This window comes from Collinsella aerofaciens (genome assembly GCF_040926185.1).
Classification (GTDB): domain Bacteria; phylum Actinomycetota; class Coriobacteriia; order Coriobacteriales; family Coriobacteriaceae; genus Collinsella; species Collinsella aerofaciens_BC.
Map to the genome: position 1 here is coordinate 36,783 of NZ_JBCOIQ010000001.1, position 14,026 is coordinate 50,808.

At 60.4% G+C, this 14,026-nt stretch carries 12 protein-coding genes and 1 riboswitch; of the genes, 6 read left to right on the plus strand and 6 right to left on the minus strand.

The genetic code is table 11. The features are described 5' to 3' along the window. Positions 1 to 155 precede the first annotated feature (155 nt). The 4 genes from arcC to dpaL all read right to left on the minus strand — a co-directional run bounded on the left by arcC (position 156) and on the right by dpaL (position 5,199). Positions 156 to 1,106 (minus strand): carbamate kinase, encoded by a 951-nt coding sequence (gene arcC, locus AB5750_RS00210; RefSeq protein WP_117746609.1) that lies wholly within the window; start codon positions 1,104 to 1,106, stop codon positions 156 to 158. 14 nt (positions 1,107 to 1,120) lie between these two features. Further along, a complete protein-coding gene (ygeW, locus tag AB5750_RS00215; protein ID WP_055287465.1) occupies positions 1,121 to 2,323 on the minus strand; it encodes a knotted carbamoyltransferase YgeW in 1,203 nt (400 codons plus the stop codon). Between the two features lie 201 nt (positions 2,324 to 2,524). Beyond that, positions 2,525 to 3,910 carry a YgeY family selenium metabolism-linked hydrolase gene (locus AB5750_RS00220; RefSeq protein WP_117821229.1) on the minus strand — a complete coding sequence of 462 codons (1,386 nt, stop codon included), beginning with the start codon at positions 3,908 to 3,910 and terminating at the stop codon, positions 2,525 to 2,527. Positions 3,911 to 3,984: 74 nt separating this feature from the next. Continuing rightward, positions 3,985 to 5,199 (minus strand): diaminopropionate ammonia-lyase, encoded by a 1,215-nt coding sequence (dpaL, locus tag AB5750_RS00225; RefSeq protein WP_006235252.1) that lies wholly within the window; start codon positions 5,197 to 5,199, stop codon positions 3,985 to 3,987. 277 nt (positions 5,200 to 5,476) lie between these two features. Between dpaL and AB5750_RS00230 the strand changes: the two genes are divergently transcribed. From AB5750_RS00230 to AB5750_RS00250, 5 genes are all read left to right on the plus strand, one after another. Then, on the plus strand, positions 5,477 to 6,130 hold the full coding sequence (locus tag AB5750_RS00230; RefSeq protein WP_089573552.1) for a helix-turn-helix transcriptional regulator: 654 nt from the start codon (positions 5,477 to 5,479) through the stop codon (positions 6,128 to 6,130). A gap of 123 nt (positions 6,131 to 6,253) precedes the next feature. Next, on the plus strand, positions 6,254 to 7,243 hold the full coding sequence (locus tag AB5750_RS00235; RefSeq protein WP_117746606.1) for a hypothetical protein: 990 nt from the start codon (positions 6,254 to 6,256) through the stop codon (positions 7,241 to 7,243). Positions 7,244 to 7,509: 266 nt separating this feature from the next. Further along, a riboswitch (SAM riboswitch) is annotated at positions 7,510 to 7,600 on the plus strand. A gap of 8 nt (positions 7,601 to 7,608) precedes the next feature. Next, positions 7,609 to 8,052 carry a nucleoside-specific channel-forming Tsx family protein gene (locus tag AB5750_RS00240; RefSeq protein WP_117746605.1) on the plus strand — a complete coding sequence of 148 codons (444 nt, stop codon included), beginning with the start codon at positions 7,609 to 7,611 and terminating at the stop codon, positions 8,050 to 8,052. Between the two features lie 307 nt (positions 8,053 to 8,359). Beyond that, complete coding sequence (locus tag AB5750_RS00245) at positions 8,360 to 10,174, plus strand: hypothetical protein (RefSeq protein WP_195445188.1); 1,815 nt, start codon at positions 8,360 to 8,362, stop codon at positions 10,172 to 10,174. A 182-nt stretch (positions 10,175 to 10,356) separates the two neighbouring features. Continuing rightward, on the plus strand, positions 10,357 to 11,499 hold the full coding sequence (locus tag AB5750_RS00250; protein ID WP_368145010.1) for a hypothetical protein: 1,143 nt from the start codon (positions 10,357 to 10,359) through the stop codon (positions 11,497 to 11,499). Positions 11,500 to 11,632: 133 nt separating this feature from the next. On the opposite strand, the gene AB5750_RS00255 is transcribed toward AB5750_RS00250, so the two are convergent. Continuing rightward, the gene (locus AB5750_RS00255; protein WP_368145011.1) at positions 11,633 to 12,367 is read right to left on the minus strand and encodes a 3'-5' exonuclease; all 735 of its coding nucleotides are present in this window, start codon (positions 12,365 to 12,367) and stop codon (positions 11,633 to 11,635) included. 461 nt (positions 12,368 to 12,828) lie between these two features. On the opposite strand from AB5750_RS00255, the gene AB5750_RS00260 reads away from it, so the two are divergent. Beyond that, positions 12,829 to 12,954, plus strand: coding sequence for a hypothetical protein (locus tag AB5750_RS00260; RefSeq protein ID WP_255412934.1), 126 nt, complete (start codon positions 12,829 to 12,831; stop codon positions 12,952 to 12,954). A gap of 150 nt (positions 12,955 to 13,104) precedes the next feature. On the opposite strand, the gene AB5750_RS00265 is transcribed toward AB5750_RS00260, so the two are convergent. After that, the gene (locus AB5750_RS00265) at positions 13,105 to 13,746 is read right to left on the minus strand and encodes an SIMPL domain-containing protein (RefSeq protein WP_368145012.1); all 642 of its coding nucleotides are present in this window, start codon (positions 13,744 to 13,746) and stop codon (positions 13,105 to 13,107) included. Between the last annotated feature and the right edge of the window lie 280 nt (positions 13,747 to 14,026).

Below are 14,026 nucleotides of genomic sequence, written 5' to 3' on the forward strand. Positions count from 1 at the left end.
CCTTGGACACCATAGTTGCTATACCCACCATACCAAGCTCGCACTCCGTCAGAACAGGCATGCGCTCGTTTTCCAGCGAACGCCCCTTGGCTCTCCATAGCACAAAGGAGGGCACCCCGCGACGCAGGGCACCCTCCTCAATGGTGCAGATATGCCTACTCAGCGTCGCCGGTAAACGTGGTACCGGTCTTGCCAGCAAGGCCATCGCGCGCCTTCTCGAGCAGCGTGATGAGCGCCGTGCGGCCCGGCTTGCTCTCGGCAAATGTCGAGGCTGCCTGGACCTTGGGCAGCATGGAGCCGCGACCGAACTCGTTGGCCTCGGACAGACGCTTTACGTCAGCCGCGGTCAGCGTGTCGAGCCACTGCTCGTGGTCGGTGCCAAAGCCAATGGCAACCTTCTCCACGGCCGTCAGGATGATCAGGGCATCGGCATCGAGCTGTTCGGCGAGCTTCTCGGCCGCAAAGTCCTTATCGATGACGGCGGCAGCGCCCTTAAGGTGGTTGCCCTGGGCCTTGGTGACGGGAATGCCACCGCCGCCGCAGGAGATCACCACATGGTTGGACTCGACGAGCGACTTAATGGTGTCGAGCTCGACGATGTTCACGGGCTTGGGCGAGGCAACCACGCGACGGAAGCCCTGCTTCTCGTCGTGGATGAACTGATAGCCGCGATCGGCCTCCAGCTCCTTGGCCTCGGCCTCGCTCATCCACGGACCGATCGGCTTGACCGGGTCGGCAAAGGCCGGATCGTCCGCCGCAACCTCGACCTGGGTGAGCACGGTGGCGACACCCTTGTCGATATTGCGGTCGAGCATTTCCTCGCGCAGCGCATTTTGCAGGTCATAGCCAATGTAGCCCTGGCTCATGGCGCCGCAAACGGACAAGGGGCAGGGAACGTACTTCTGAGGATTAGAGCGCGTGAGCTCAGCCATCGCGTTGGCGATCATGCCCACCTGGGGACCGTTGCCATGCACGACGACGACCTCGTTGCCCTCCTCGATCAGGTCGACGATAGCCTTGGAAGTCGTCTTGACGGCCTCCATCTGCTCGGGAAGGTTGGCGCCGAGGGCGTTTCCGCCCAGGGCGACAACGATACGCTTAGCCATTTCTCAGCCCGGCTTTAGGCCTGGAGCCAACGGGCGGTGTTGCGCTCGTCGAGGGCCTTGAGGGTAGCGGCGGGATCGGCAACCTTCTGCAGGAACATCATGGCAGCGATGGCGTACGGCTTGTAGCTGGCCTCCTTGTACATGCCCACGCGGTGCATGTCGAAGACGTCGGCGTTGACCTCGCCGTGCTCGCAGGAGACACCGGAGATGTCGGCGGGCAGCGGGTGCATAAAGATGGTGTCCTGGCCGTTGGCAGTCTTCTCCATGAGCTCGGTCGTGGAGCACCAGTCCTGATGGGTAGCGTTCTGGGCGAGCAGCTCCTTCTCGAGCGCTGCGATGCCGGCGTCGTCGCCCTCAGCGTACAGGTTGGTACGCTTCTCCATGGCGGCAAACGGAGCCCAGCTCTTGGGGATCACGATGTCGGCGCCCTCGAAGGCCTCGGCCATGGTGTTGACCTGCTTAAAGGTGGTGCCGGACTCGGCGGCGTAGCCCTTGGCGCGCTCGACGACCTCGGGCATGAGGTCGTAGCCCTCGGGGTGGGCCAGGGTGACGTCCATGCCAAAACGGGGCAGCAGGCTGATCAGCGACTGCGGGCAGGACAGCGGCTTGCCGTAAGAGGGCGAATAGGCCCAGGTGACGGCAACCTTCTTGCCCTTGAGGTTCTCGAGGCCGCCAAACTCGTTGATGAGGTAGAGCATGTCGGCAGAGGACTGCGTGGGGTGATCGGAGTCGGACTGCAGGGAAATGAGCGTGGGACGGTGATCCAGAACGCCGTCCTCGTAAGCCTGCTGGACAGACTCGGAGACCTCGGCCATGTAGGCGTCGCCCTTGCCGATGTACATGTCGTCGCGGATGCCGATGACGTCGGCCATGAAGGAGATCATGGTAGCGGTCTCGCGGACGGTCTCGCCGTGAGCGATCTGGGACTTCTTCTCGTCCAGGTCCTGCAGCTCAAGGCCGAGCAGGTTGGCGGCCTTAGAGAAGGAGAAGCGCGTACGGGTGGAGTTATCGCGGAACAGGGAGACGGCCAGGCCCGAGTCGAAGATCTTGGACGAGACGTTGTTCTCGCGCAGCTCGCGCAGGGCGTCGGCGACGATGTAGAGAGCCTTGAGCTCATCGGTGGTCTTATCCCAGGTGTGCAGGAAGTCGCTGCCGTACATACCCTTAAAATCGAGGCCGTTCAGCTGCTCGACGAGCTCGGTAAACTTGGCGTCCATGTAAATGTCCTTTCTAAAGGTGAAACGATCGCAATGAGTAGATGTGCTCCGGCATGCGCGTGTGGCTAGAACATGCAGAGCGCTATGACGAGGACCCGCTACCGTTGAGGAAGCATGGGAGATAACGACCGCGGGCCCCAAGTCAACAGGGAGCGCCGGGGACACGAGCGGCCCCCGGCTCAACAAAATCGAGGAATGGGACTAATCGATCTTGTTGTTGGTCAGACCGGCGCGGAACACGGTGGCGTCGCCATCGGCCTGGCTCGGATCGTAGAGGTTCAGGGCAGCCACGTACATGGCGGCAGCGGTGACCAGGTCATCCTTGTAGGTGACCTCGTTGGGGGCGTGAGCCTGAGACTCGGCACCCGGGCCAAAGCCCACGCAGGGGATGCCGTAACGGCCCTGGATGGAGACGCAGTTCGTGGAGAAGGTCCACTTGTCGCACAGCGGGCGACCGGTGCGCTTGTCCATGCTGGGCTCGCAGCCGATGCGCTCGTCACCAAACATGGCCTTGTGGGCGTCGACGAGGGCCTTGACGTGCGGAGCGGTCTCCTTGTTGATCCACGTGGGGAAGTAAGCCTCGGTCTCGTAGACCTCGCCGGTCCAGGACGGACGGTCGTACATGTACATGGAGACCTTCACGTCGTCACCGTACTTCTTGGCTGCCGGCAGGTTGCGGATCTCGTCCAGGCAGGACTCCCAGGTCTCACCGGCGGTCATACGACGGTCGATGGAGATGGCGCAGGAGTCGGCCACGGCGCAGCGGCTGGGGCTGGTGTAGAAGATCTGGCTGACGGTGCAGGTGCCGCGGCCCAGGAAGCGGGCATCCTCGAAGTGCTCGGGATTGTACTTGGGGTCGAGCATCTTGACGAGACCCTTGATGTCGGTCGACTCGTCGCAGCCGTTGTTGTTGAGGGCGCGGACGTCGGCGATGATGTCGGCCATCTTGTAGATGGCGTTGTCGCCGCGGTCGGGAGCGGAGCCGTGGCAGGAGGTACCGTGAACGTCGACGCGGATCTCCATGCGGCCGCGGTGACCGCGATAGATGCCGCCGTCGGTGGGTTCGGTGGAAATGACGAACTCGGGCTTAATGCCATCCTTGTTGTAGATGTACTGCCAGCACATGCCGTCGCAGTCCTCTTCCTGGACGGTGCCGACGACCATGATCTTGTAGCCCTCGGGGATGAGGCCCATGTCCTTCATCATCTTGGCAGCGTAGGTAGCAGAAGCCATGCCGCCCTCCTGGTCGGAGCCGCCGCGGCCGTAGATGATCTCGTCGGTCTCGTAGCCCTCATAGGGATCGGCATCCCAGTTCTCGATGTTGCCGATGCCGACGGTGTCGATGTGGGAGTCGATGGCGATGATCTTGTCGCCCTCGCCCATAAAGCCCATGACGTTGCCCAGGCCATCGACCTTGACCTCGTCATAGCCAAGGTTCTCCATCTCGGCCTTGATGCAGGCGACAACCTCACCCTCCTCGCAAGACTCAGAGGGATGGGAGATCATAGCGCGCAGGAAGCGAGTCATATCAGCACGATGGGACTCAGCAGCAGCCTTGATAGCGTCGAAATCGAGTTCTTTAGCCATTGTTCATAACCTTTCAAACGAAGGAATCTACCTGTGAGGTGGCGGAGCGATACCTATTTACTCCGCCCCAACGATTAGCAAGTGGGATATTCGCCTTCCCAAACAATGCGGCGATACTGGTCGGGATCGGTGTCGCCCTCGGTGGAGAAGCAGAGCACGGAGCTCGTCTTGTCCAGGCCGATGAGTTCCTTGAGCTCGGCGTACTCGGGATCGAGCATGAGGGTCTCGACCAGGCCGGTGGTCACAGCGCCGGACTCGCCGGAGATGACGCGCGGGTCGCCCTTCTCGGGAGCGCCCAGGGTGCGCATGCCGCGAGCGGTGACCCAGTCGGGGCAGGACACGAAGGCGGTGACGTGGTTGCGCAGGATATCCCAGCCCAGAATGTTGGGCTCGCCGCAGCACAGACCGGCCATGATGGAGGGCATGTCGCCGTCCACGATGCGCGGATCGCCGTCGCCGGCGGCAGCGCCCTTGTACAGACAGGCGGCAGGCGCGCACTCAGCCACGACGAAGGTGGGCGGGTTATCGGGATACAGGTTGGTGAAGTAGCCCACCACGGCGCCGGCGAGCGAACCCACGCCAGCCTGGACAAACACGTGCGTCGGGCGGTTGATGGCCATCTCGCGCAGCTGCTCGGCAGCCTCGGAAGCCATGGTGCCGTAACCCTCCATGATCCAGGACGGGATCTTCTCGTAGCCCTCCCAGGCGGTGTCCTGAACGATGACGCCGCGCTCGCAGGCGTCGGCCTCGGCAGCGGCCATGCGCACGCACTCGTCGTAGTTGACCTCTTCGATGGTCACCGTTGCGCCCTCGGCGGCGATGTTATCGAAGCGGGGCTTAGTGGAACCCTTGGGCATGTGAACGACGGCCTTCTGGCCCAGCTTGTTGGCAGCCCATGCCACGCCGCGGCCATGGTTGCCGTCGGTGGCGGTAAAGAAGGTGGCCTGGCCAAAGTCCTTGGCAAGTTGATCGGAGGTCAGGTAATCGAAGGTGCACTCGGCAACGTCCTTGCCGGTCTCGTCGGCAATGTAGTTGGCCATGGCAAACGAACCGCCCAGAACCTTAAAGGCGTTGAGGCCAAAGCGATAGCTCTCGTCCTTAACGCACAGGTTGGACAGGCCCAGGCGCGCAGCCTGGCCGTCCAGGCGGGCAAGCGGAGTGACGGTATATTGGGGGAACGACTGGTGGAAGGCGCGGGCCTTCTTCACGTGGTCGAGGCTCATGATTCCCAAGTGCTTGTCATCGCTCTTGGGCATCGTGTTGCTCGCCCACTGGATCTTATCGGCCATACGGTGAACTCCTTAAGTCCTCTCTTGCCGGCCCCCGCATACGCGTTTCAGCCCATTCCCATTCATGCGACTGAACTTTTATGTGGATGCCAAACAAAAAGTTTGTTAGTAATGTTCTATCACACTTTTTGATTGGTATACCTAACGAATTGTTTGTTGCCGCAATCGGTACTTTTTCGCCGCCGAACGGTCATGAATTGCCTTGTTGATGGATTTGTTTGCGGTCATGTGTGGTTTATGGCAAAGTGTGCCCAAACTAATTTTTAGGAAGGTACCTATGACCCCCGCACAGATTGAGTTCTATAAGCGCCTTGCACACGGCCTGGCACTCCAATTTGGCCCCAACTGTGAAGTCGTCGTCCACGACCTGGAGACCGAGGACGTGGACCACTCCATCGTAGTGATCGAAAACGGCCACGTCAGCGGGCGCAAACTGGGTGACGGCCCCAGCCATATCGTGTTTGAGTCCATGCACGAGGGCGCCACCGACGTACACGACCGCGAGCCGTACCTCACTAAAACCACCGACGGTAAGCTGCTCAAATCGTCGACGATCTTTATCCGCAACGACGAGGGCAAGCCCGTCGGCATTTTGGGCATCAACTTTGACATTACGCTTATGAAGGCATTTGAGCGCTCGCTCGACGCTTTTACCGGCACCGGCGGCACGGGCTATACCGAGCCCGAGCCCATTACCAAGAACATCGGCGACCTGCTCGAGGACCTGCTGCACGAGTGCGAGCAGTTTGTGGGCAAGCCCGCGGCGCTCATGACCAAAGACGAGCGCATTCGTGCCATTGGCTACCTCGACCGTCGCGGTGCCTTCCTCATTTCCAAGTCGAGTGAGCGCGCCTGCGAGTTCTTTGGCATCTCCAAGTACAGCTTCTATAGCTACCTCAATGAGGCCAAGGCGGCGGCCGGCGACAAGTAGGCACTCGCCTGGATTGCCCCTCCCTTTTTGGGCGCGAGTTCTGGAAAGCACGAATCCGAGACCGAGCCGCTTGGGAAGTTCCATATAATCGATGTCATTAGTATTTCGAAAGGATGGGACAGAATGGCGTTGAGCAAGGCATCATGCACCGGTCGCGGATTGATTCCGGCAATTGGTGGACATGTGCACCGCATGTTCGATGAGGGTGAAGACGACCTGTTTTCGCTGAGCCTTGACGACGTGATGGATGATCGCCCGTGGACCGCCGACGAACTCATGGGCGGCGGCGGGGCTCGCCCGTCAAGCCCCAATCCCGCACTTGCGCCTGAGCCCGTATCTGCGCCGACTCCTGCGCAGTCGCCTGTTTCGACGCCCGCGCCTACGCCCGCACCCACTTCGGCGCCCACGCCCGCTCCCCGCCCCGCAAGCGACCCGTCCGAGACGGCGGCATTTCTCGCAGCAGCGACGCAGGGCAAATCGGCCGACAGCACCGTTATGTACAGCGCCCAGCAGTTGCCTGTTCCTGCGGCACGCAAGCCTCCGGTCGCAAGGCTCGATGAGCCCGTTGCCCATCAGGTTGCCTACGATTCCTGGGCTGCAACCGATCTGGATGAGACCTCTACCGGCATGCCGGCGCTCGATGTTCCAGTTAACCCGCTTTTTGCCGCCAACACGAGCGCCGCGGACTATGAGGGCGGTGCGGCATATTCCGGTTATTCCGATGGCTATGCTGGCACCGGTCGCATCGAGACCGAGGATTATGGCACCGCATCGAGCGATTATCTCAACGATCCGTACGCCGCCACGCCTGCACCGGAATATGACCCGGAGGCCGCGTCCGCGCCGGCGTATACCAAAAGCACGGGCGAAGAGCGCTTCGCCGATTATTACGCCGAGGAAAAGGCGCTGCGTTTCTCGGAATTTCCGCAGGCAGTCAAGGTTGCCTTTATCGCCATTATCATTGCCCTGCTCGGTGTCATTGCGTTTGAGGGGTTCCAGCTGTTCCGCGGCCCCACCCAAGCGGAGTCGGAGACCCAGCAAAAAGAGGACGACAACCAGTACCTGGACATCAACACCCTCAAGGGCGACCCCAACGACGAGGACGACGAGTAGCGAGGGCTGAAGGCGACCACAGGATCCCGCATCCAGCACCGACTTCTAAGTGCTGTTTTGTCATCCAGCCACACTTTTCCGAAGTTTTAAGGTGCCTATCTCGACACTTTTCCGTACTTTTACACGGCTGATTTCGACACTTTTCCGGATGGAAGCCGAATAATCACTTGGGAAACCAACGCCATCCGCGCGTCATTTCGCGGATGGCGCTTGATTTCTGTCCGTACACGTTGATAGACCCCATCGTGCCCGCAAGGAGCGGGCGCGTTTTATCCAGAGTCGGGGTAGAGAGTTGGCTCCACGATCCCGACGCCAACCGGCCAAGAGGCACGGTGGCCCTGCCAATATCGATGAAAGGAGTCCGTATGGACAATTTCTCCGTGCGCAGTGAGCGCAACTTCCACAACCTGGCAGCCAAGCCAAAACGAATGCATCTTCTGGACAAGCCGAACGGCTATGCCTCGGCCATGGTCAAGAGCAGTCTCCCCCACCAGATGCGCTTTACCGTGCAGGCGCTCGAGAAAGAGCTCTACACCGCCGGCGACCCGCACGTACTGCAGATCAAGCTGCTTGGAGACGACTCGCGCGAGCTGTCTAGCTGGAAGCTGTTTGCCGACGGCACGTGCGTCGCAAGCGGTTCGGGTGACTTTGCCCGCGAGTGCTTCTGCGAGGGAGCTGAGGTGTTTCTGGACCTGTGTCGCGACGCCGTCGAGACTGCCGAGCTGTGCCAGTGGAGCGAGAGGGAGTACGAGCTGTTGGGTGCCGCGCGCGGGATTGCGGGGGGGGGTGTAGGAACAGAAGCCTCATGACGGTGGCCTCAGCTGGAATGACGTATCGCTCGATAAATGATCTCAACAACGTAGCCGATGCGCCGCATTTCACCTCAAAGGCATTGAGCGATCAGGAGGCGTCCAGCATTTCTTTGATATCCCCAATTGATTGTTCCGAGAAAGTCTCTTCATGTCCTTATAATCGCCCTTACGAGAAACGTGGACGAGACAGGCGTCCATATGCCGTCTCTAAACTAACGAGCCGTTCGCGGAAAGAACATCTGGCTAGCATGGGCCAAAGATATACTGGTATCGCTGCAACAATTATGGAAGATCGGCACCACCAATGACCTCCTTGAAATTCTCCAGGCGCTTCGCGCTTAGCCTGCTCGCCTCGCTGTCCGCCACCGTAGCGCTTGCTTTGCCCTCAACCGCCCTAGCCGCGTCGGACCCGAACCCGCCCAGCATCTCCAACGTGACGATATCCGCGACGACAGTCACGGCCGGCTCCACGCTGCATGTCGGCTATAGCGTCGATGACCCTGACGGGGTACGGTCCGTCACGCCCATAGTCGAAGTCCTTGTCGAAAACGATACCGGAGACCATGGAATCAGTTCCCGTCTCGCCTTCTCGTCGACCGGCAACACGACCGCGGGCTTCGATATCTCCACCTCCCCGAGCGACCGGCCCTGCAGGTACCGGATCATCGGCCTCGGCGTGACCGATAGTCTTGGATGGGTTACCGATGTCTACGACACGACGTATGCCGAGGAGAAGGGGCTCGACTGTCCGACCTTCACCACCGACCCCCTCGAGTATGAGGTGACCGAGGGACCCGAGGACCAAAACCCGCCGACCGTGTCCTCCGTGTCGCTCTCGAGCAGGGAGGTCGCAACCGGTGCCGACCTCCACATCTCTTGGACCGTCTCCGATGCCGACGGCGTTCGCTCCGTTTCCCCCATACTGCGGCAGGGCTGGGAGAATTCGGACGACGGCTGCTCTGTTTCGTCAGCCTATTATCACGGAGGCTCGTCTATCGACGGGTTTGACCTCACATTCGACAGCAATAGGATCGGAAGGCACAGGCTGATCGGCCTTTCGGTCACCGATGGCCTAGGGTTCGAGACCGATGTGTACGAGAGTTCCTACGCCAGGGCCAACGGCATTTCGGGCGCGACTTTCTCGGTTGGCGACCCGAGCGAGCTGTGCTTCGAGGTGACCGGCAGCGCGATCGACCGGAACCCGCCCACGGTCTCGAACGTTTCCATCTCCGCGAAGAGGGTCCCCGTCGGCGGGATCCTCCGTATCTATTGCAATGTAGGCGACGCGGACGGCGTAAAGTCTGTCTCCCCGATCCTCGGCGACCCCGGCTATGTCGAGGACCCGAACTCTTTAAAGACCCGCAAAACGTTGAGCTGCAGCTACGATGCGGCAAGGGGCTATATCGAAATCGAGTTCCCCACGTCGCTCTCGATGGGCTCGTTTGAAATCCAAGCCCTCGCGGTCCTCGACAAGACGGGCCACGAGACCTTCGTCTACAGCTCCGCCTACGCCGAGCGTAACGGCAAGACCGGCGTTCAGACCTTTGATGTCGACGACGCGGGGGACGTCACCTTCGACGTGACCGCTCCGCTGTATGCCGCCACCAAGGGCGACGGGCAGGCGTATGCAAAGGACGGCGAGGCCGGTCTGACCTTCCGCTTCAGCGGTCCTCTCGATGAGTTCACGCGTCTCCTCGTGGACGGAACTGAGGTCTCCGCCGAGAACTACACCGCAACCAGGGGCAGCACGATTATCGAGCTCAGGCCGTCCTACCTGGACACGCTCGCCGGCGGCGGACACACCGTCACGGCCGTCTGGAAGGACGGGACGGCGACCGATGCGTCCTTCACCGTGGAGGGGAAGGCCCAAGGGGAGCAGGCGGGCGGAAAGACCGACGTAGATTCACCCGGCGACAACAAAAGTGATCCTGCCACTCCTGAAAAGGACGCCGACGAGGCGGCTACAAAAAAGTCGGGACGCACGACAGCCGATGAACCAAAGCTCGCTGCAACCGGCGACTCCACTTGGATGGCCAGCATCGCATTGGCCATGGCGGCCACGGCCTGCTTCACGGCAGCGAGAAGGCTTGAGCCCAAGCAGCATAGGCACGAACAGTAGCTCAAAGCGAACTCAACTGGGAAGGGCAGATGGATAGCCGTCCTTCTCTTATAATCAACCCAATCCGCTGAAATGCAATCAGTTAACGAGTTTCGCCAGACGCTCGGCCTCTACCCCGCTCTAGCAAGCCACCAGGCGATGAGATAATGCCCACGACTATCAACGTAAGCAAGGAGCGCGCTATGGCAGACAACGAGACCAAACCCTCGGCGAACGACGGCCGAGAGGAGCTCGTGGCAAAACAGCTCGCATCGACCAAAATCCACCTCGCGCTCACTCAGAAGCGGGTGGACGTCTCCGGCGCCATCAAGCTACCGCTCGAGCGAATTCCCCAACTCGGCGTGGCGTTCGCCTCGCTCCCCTCGATGTTTCGCACCGTCACCAACACGGTGAGCGTGCCCACGCTGCTCCAGGCGACTGACAAATATGGTAACCCGCTCGATCCGTCGAAACTCAACACGTTCAAGGACGGCAGCGGTCTCACAGGGGGCTACCGCGACGCCGCCAAGGGCCCTGGGCAGGCGCGCTTCCACGTAGTCGAGGGCGACATCGCCACGAGCGTCACGCAGGTGCCTTACGATCCAACATCGCTATTCATGGCAGCCGCAATCGCGCAGATAAACCAAAAGCTCGACTCCATCCAGGAGTCCGTCGACGAAATGTTCGAGTACATGCGTCAGCGCGACAAGGCCAACATGCGTGGCAACCTCAAGACGCTCGCAGACATCCTCAACGGTTACGGCCTCAACTACGGCAACGCCACCTACATGGCAAACGCCCATATGAAGGTGCTCGACATCAAGCAGTCGTCCGCGCAGGACATGGAACTCTTCCGCTCGCAGGCACAGGCGGATCTGAAAAAGAAAGGGTTCATCGAGGTGCGAGACGGCTTGGGCAGACGCCTCGACAAGGTGCTCGACTACCTCAAAGACTGCCAGCTCGCCACCTACATCCACGCGTTCTCGCTGTTCCTCGAACCCATGCTCGCCCAGAACTTCGAGCCCGCAAAGCTCGCGGACGCCACTGCGAAGATCGAGGCTGATTCGATCGCGTACCGCGAGCTCTACACCGACTGCTACAACGCACTCGAAGCGGGGCTGTCGACACCGTCGATGCGGCACTGCTGGGCGGTATCGCGTCCGCGGGCAAATTGCTCGGTCACGCCATCGCAAAGACCCCCGTGGGCGACCATACACTCATCGACGAGGCGCTCGAAGGCGCAGGAGAGAGCATCGGAAAGTTCAACGACAAGCAATCCGAGAAACTCCTCGAAAAGCTCCATCAGGCAAAGACGCCCGACGTCACGCCGTTCAAGCAGAGCGTAAAGGAGATCGACACCCTCTACAACCGCCCCGCGCAGATCGCCGTGGACGCCGAGAACGTCTACATCTTGCCTGCCAAGCAGCAGGAAGAGTAACGATACGCGACAGGCACGCGCCATGCAGACAACTAACGCCCCTACCTTCCCGCCGCCTTCAGCTTCAGCAGCAGGTCGCCCAGCTCGGGGCACTTGCTAGAGAGGCGTGTCTGGGCCCGCTCGCCCATCCCCCAACGTTGGCGGACTTCTTGGGCGCGCGGACTCACGTGATAGTCCCCGTCCATCACCTGCTTGAGCAGCTTGGCGGTCACGCGCGCATCGGCTAGGGCGCTGTGGGCATGGCCCGTCGACTCGTCAAACTCGATGCCGAACCACGTTGCCGCGTCGCCCAACGAGACGCGCCCGTGGCTGCCAACGTCCATGATCGAGGTGTAAAACGCCTGCAGGTCGGCCCAGTCCGTAGGAAATGTGGAAAGGTCGATGTGCTTTGCCTGGCACTCGGTCAAAAGCTGCCGACGGTCCGCACCGCTCCAACAGACCACCTGGGCGGAGTAGCGACCGATCCAATCGCTGAGCCTTTTTATCACCATGTAGAGCGGATCGGCCATCGCGGTGTCCACGGCCGATATCCCCGTGAGCTCGCGGACGGGATACGCAACGCCTTCGGTAAATTCCGTCTGCACAAACTGCGAGAACTCGCCCATAACGTTGCCGTGGTAATCGAGCTTAACGGCGCCGACCTCGATAATCTCATTGCGCAGCCCACGGCGCTGGCGCTGCTTTGGCACCGGCGCAAACTCAAAGTCCAGCACAATCTGGCGCGCAAAGTTCGTCGTATCGATAGCCGAGATACACGGCGTCTTTTCAGCTGACACGGTTAGGGCCTTTCTCCGTTGCTTGCCGCTTGTTACATAAGCGGCTACATTGCCGTAAGGATAGGTGGCCGCGCGGACATGAAAGCTGGGCGCAATACCATGCGCTAATCACACGCCATGCAGACGGCCCCAAGAGAGTCGCCCGCTCTATTCAAATGGATGAAAAGATTTAGGCCCGGTGACTTGAATCAGCGGTCATCCCGGGCCCATCAATATGCAGTGTACCTACAGAGGGCTGGTTAATCAAACGGGCTTTCGGTGACGAAGACCTGCGCGTCTAGCCCCAATCGCCCAGCGCCGTCTTCTGCCGCCCTTACGAAAGGCTGCTATTCGAGGGAATCACGTTGCTGTTATTATCGAACATATATTCGTATTTATGACCGCGCTTTGATTGAATGGCAGTTGTTGACGGCAGTTCCATGTGCCGGGCAGCGCCCTCCATGCGACGGGAGGTGATGCCCATGACCGATCTGATTGATTTCGTGAAGCTCCTGACCGCTTTGGTCTCGCTCCTCACGGCGCTTATCGGACTTTCCGAGGCACTTAAGCAGCGTACGAAGCAAAAGAAGAGGGGTCGACGCCGTTAAGGCATTGACCCCTTAATCGAAGTAACGGCGCTGCCCAGCTATCCACAACTTGGGCTGCCGTCGACCTTACTCTACCCACGGACATTGAGTTTAACAAATGGTTTTTTCGGTAGCGAAGCCTCGGTCCCTCAGCCGCTCAGCACCTGCTTCCTACTCCAGCCACCATTCCATATCCACGGAGCACTCGACCTCGATAGGCTCTGGCTCCAGCACCGTCTCCTCGGAGCCTCCGGACGCCCCATCGGGAGCACACGCGGCAACACAGTATGTTCGACCATAGCCCGCCGCCCGACTGTTATACGAGATATGCTTGACGCCGCCCAGCATAGACTCCGCCGCAACGGCAAGTGCCTGCGCGTTGCCGCGAGCACGTTCAACCGCACGGGCAATCAGGGCGTCTTCCGCCGCGCGCTGATCCGCCAACTCAAATCGAATGCTCATGTCGGCATGTGACTCGCAGGTATTGAGTGCGGTCCACACAGCAGCAAAGTCAGTCGAATCGACAGGCGCGGCAACCGTACCGTACGCATAGTAGTTGTAGCCCACAATCGTCGCCTTCTTGCGCGTCATCTGCGCATAACAAGTGTACCGACAGCATGTTAATTCGCTATCCAAACCAAAGGGCGCCAGCGCGGCGGCTACGCGGGCGCGATCGGTGTTGTAATCCTCCAGGCACGATTCCTTGGTGGTGCGGCGACCACCAAAGCCAATGCTAAAGATCACGCGGTCGGGCATAACCTCGTCCTCTATCTCGGCGCCAACGCTCACGTAACCGGTCTTATCCGTTGCCATGACATCCGTCCTTTCCACGAATGGCTACGTTGCGGTAAGCGTAGCCACCCGTGCGGACACAAAAATGGGATGCTGTGCCACGCGCGCCAGGCACGCGCCATGCAGATGGCCCCAAGAGAGTCGCCCGCTCTATTCAAATGGATGAAAAAGATTGAGGCCCGGTGACTTGAATCAGAGGTCATCCCGGGCCCATCAGAGCTCGTAGAGCTCTTGGTTGCTTTGGTCTCGCTCTTCACGGCGCTTATCGAACTTTCCGAGGCACTCAAGCAGCATTCGAAGC

Excerpts from the sequence above, each read along its gene's own strand:
- dpaL (WP_006235252.1), bottom strand. The coding sequence starts at position 5,199 with ATGGCCGATAAGATCCAGTGGGCGAGCAACACGATGCCCAAGAGCGAT.
- AB5750_RS00250 (WP_368145010.1), top strand. The coding sequence starts at position 10,357 with ATGGCAGACAACGAGACCAAACCCTCGGCGAACGACGGCCGAGAGGAG.
- AB5750_RS00260 (WP_255412934.1), top strand. The coding sequence starts at position 12,829 with ATGACCGATCTGATTGATTTCGTGAAGCTCCTGACCGCTTTGGTCTCG.
- AB5750_RS00235 (WP_117746606.1), top strand. The coding sequence starts at position 6,254 with ATGGCGTTGAGCAAGGCATCATGCACCGGTCGCGGATTGATTCCGGCA.
- AB5750_RS00245 (WP_195445188.1), top strand. The coding sequence starts at position 8,360 with ATGACCTCCTTGAAATTCTCCAGGCGCTTCGCGCTTAGCCTGCTCGCC.
- AB5750_RS00220 (WP_117821229.1), bottom strand. The coding sequence starts at position 3,910 with ATGGCTAAAGAACTCGATTTCGACGCTATCAAGGCTGCTGCTGAGTCC.
- AB5750_RS00230 (WP_089573552.1), top strand. The coding sequence starts at position 5,477 with ATGACCCCCGCACAGATTGAGTTCTATAAGCGCCTTGCACACGGCCTG.
- arcC (WP_117746609.1), bottom strand. The coding sequence starts at position 1,106 with ATGGCTAAGCGTATCGTTGTCGCCCTGGGCGGAAACGCCCTCGGCGCC.
- AB5750_RS00240 (WP_117746605.1), top strand. The coding sequence starts at position 7,609 with ATGGACAATTTCTCCGTGCGCAGTGAGCGCAACTTCCACAACCTGGCA.
- ygeW (WP_055287465.1), bottom strand. The coding sequence starts at position 2,323 with ATGGACGCCAAGTTTACCGAGCTCGTCGAGCAGCTGAACGGCCTCGAT.
- AB5750_RS00265 (WP_368145012.1), bottom strand. The coding sequence starts at position 13,746 with ATGGCAACGGATAAGACCGGTTACGTGAGCGTTGGCGCCGAGATAGAG.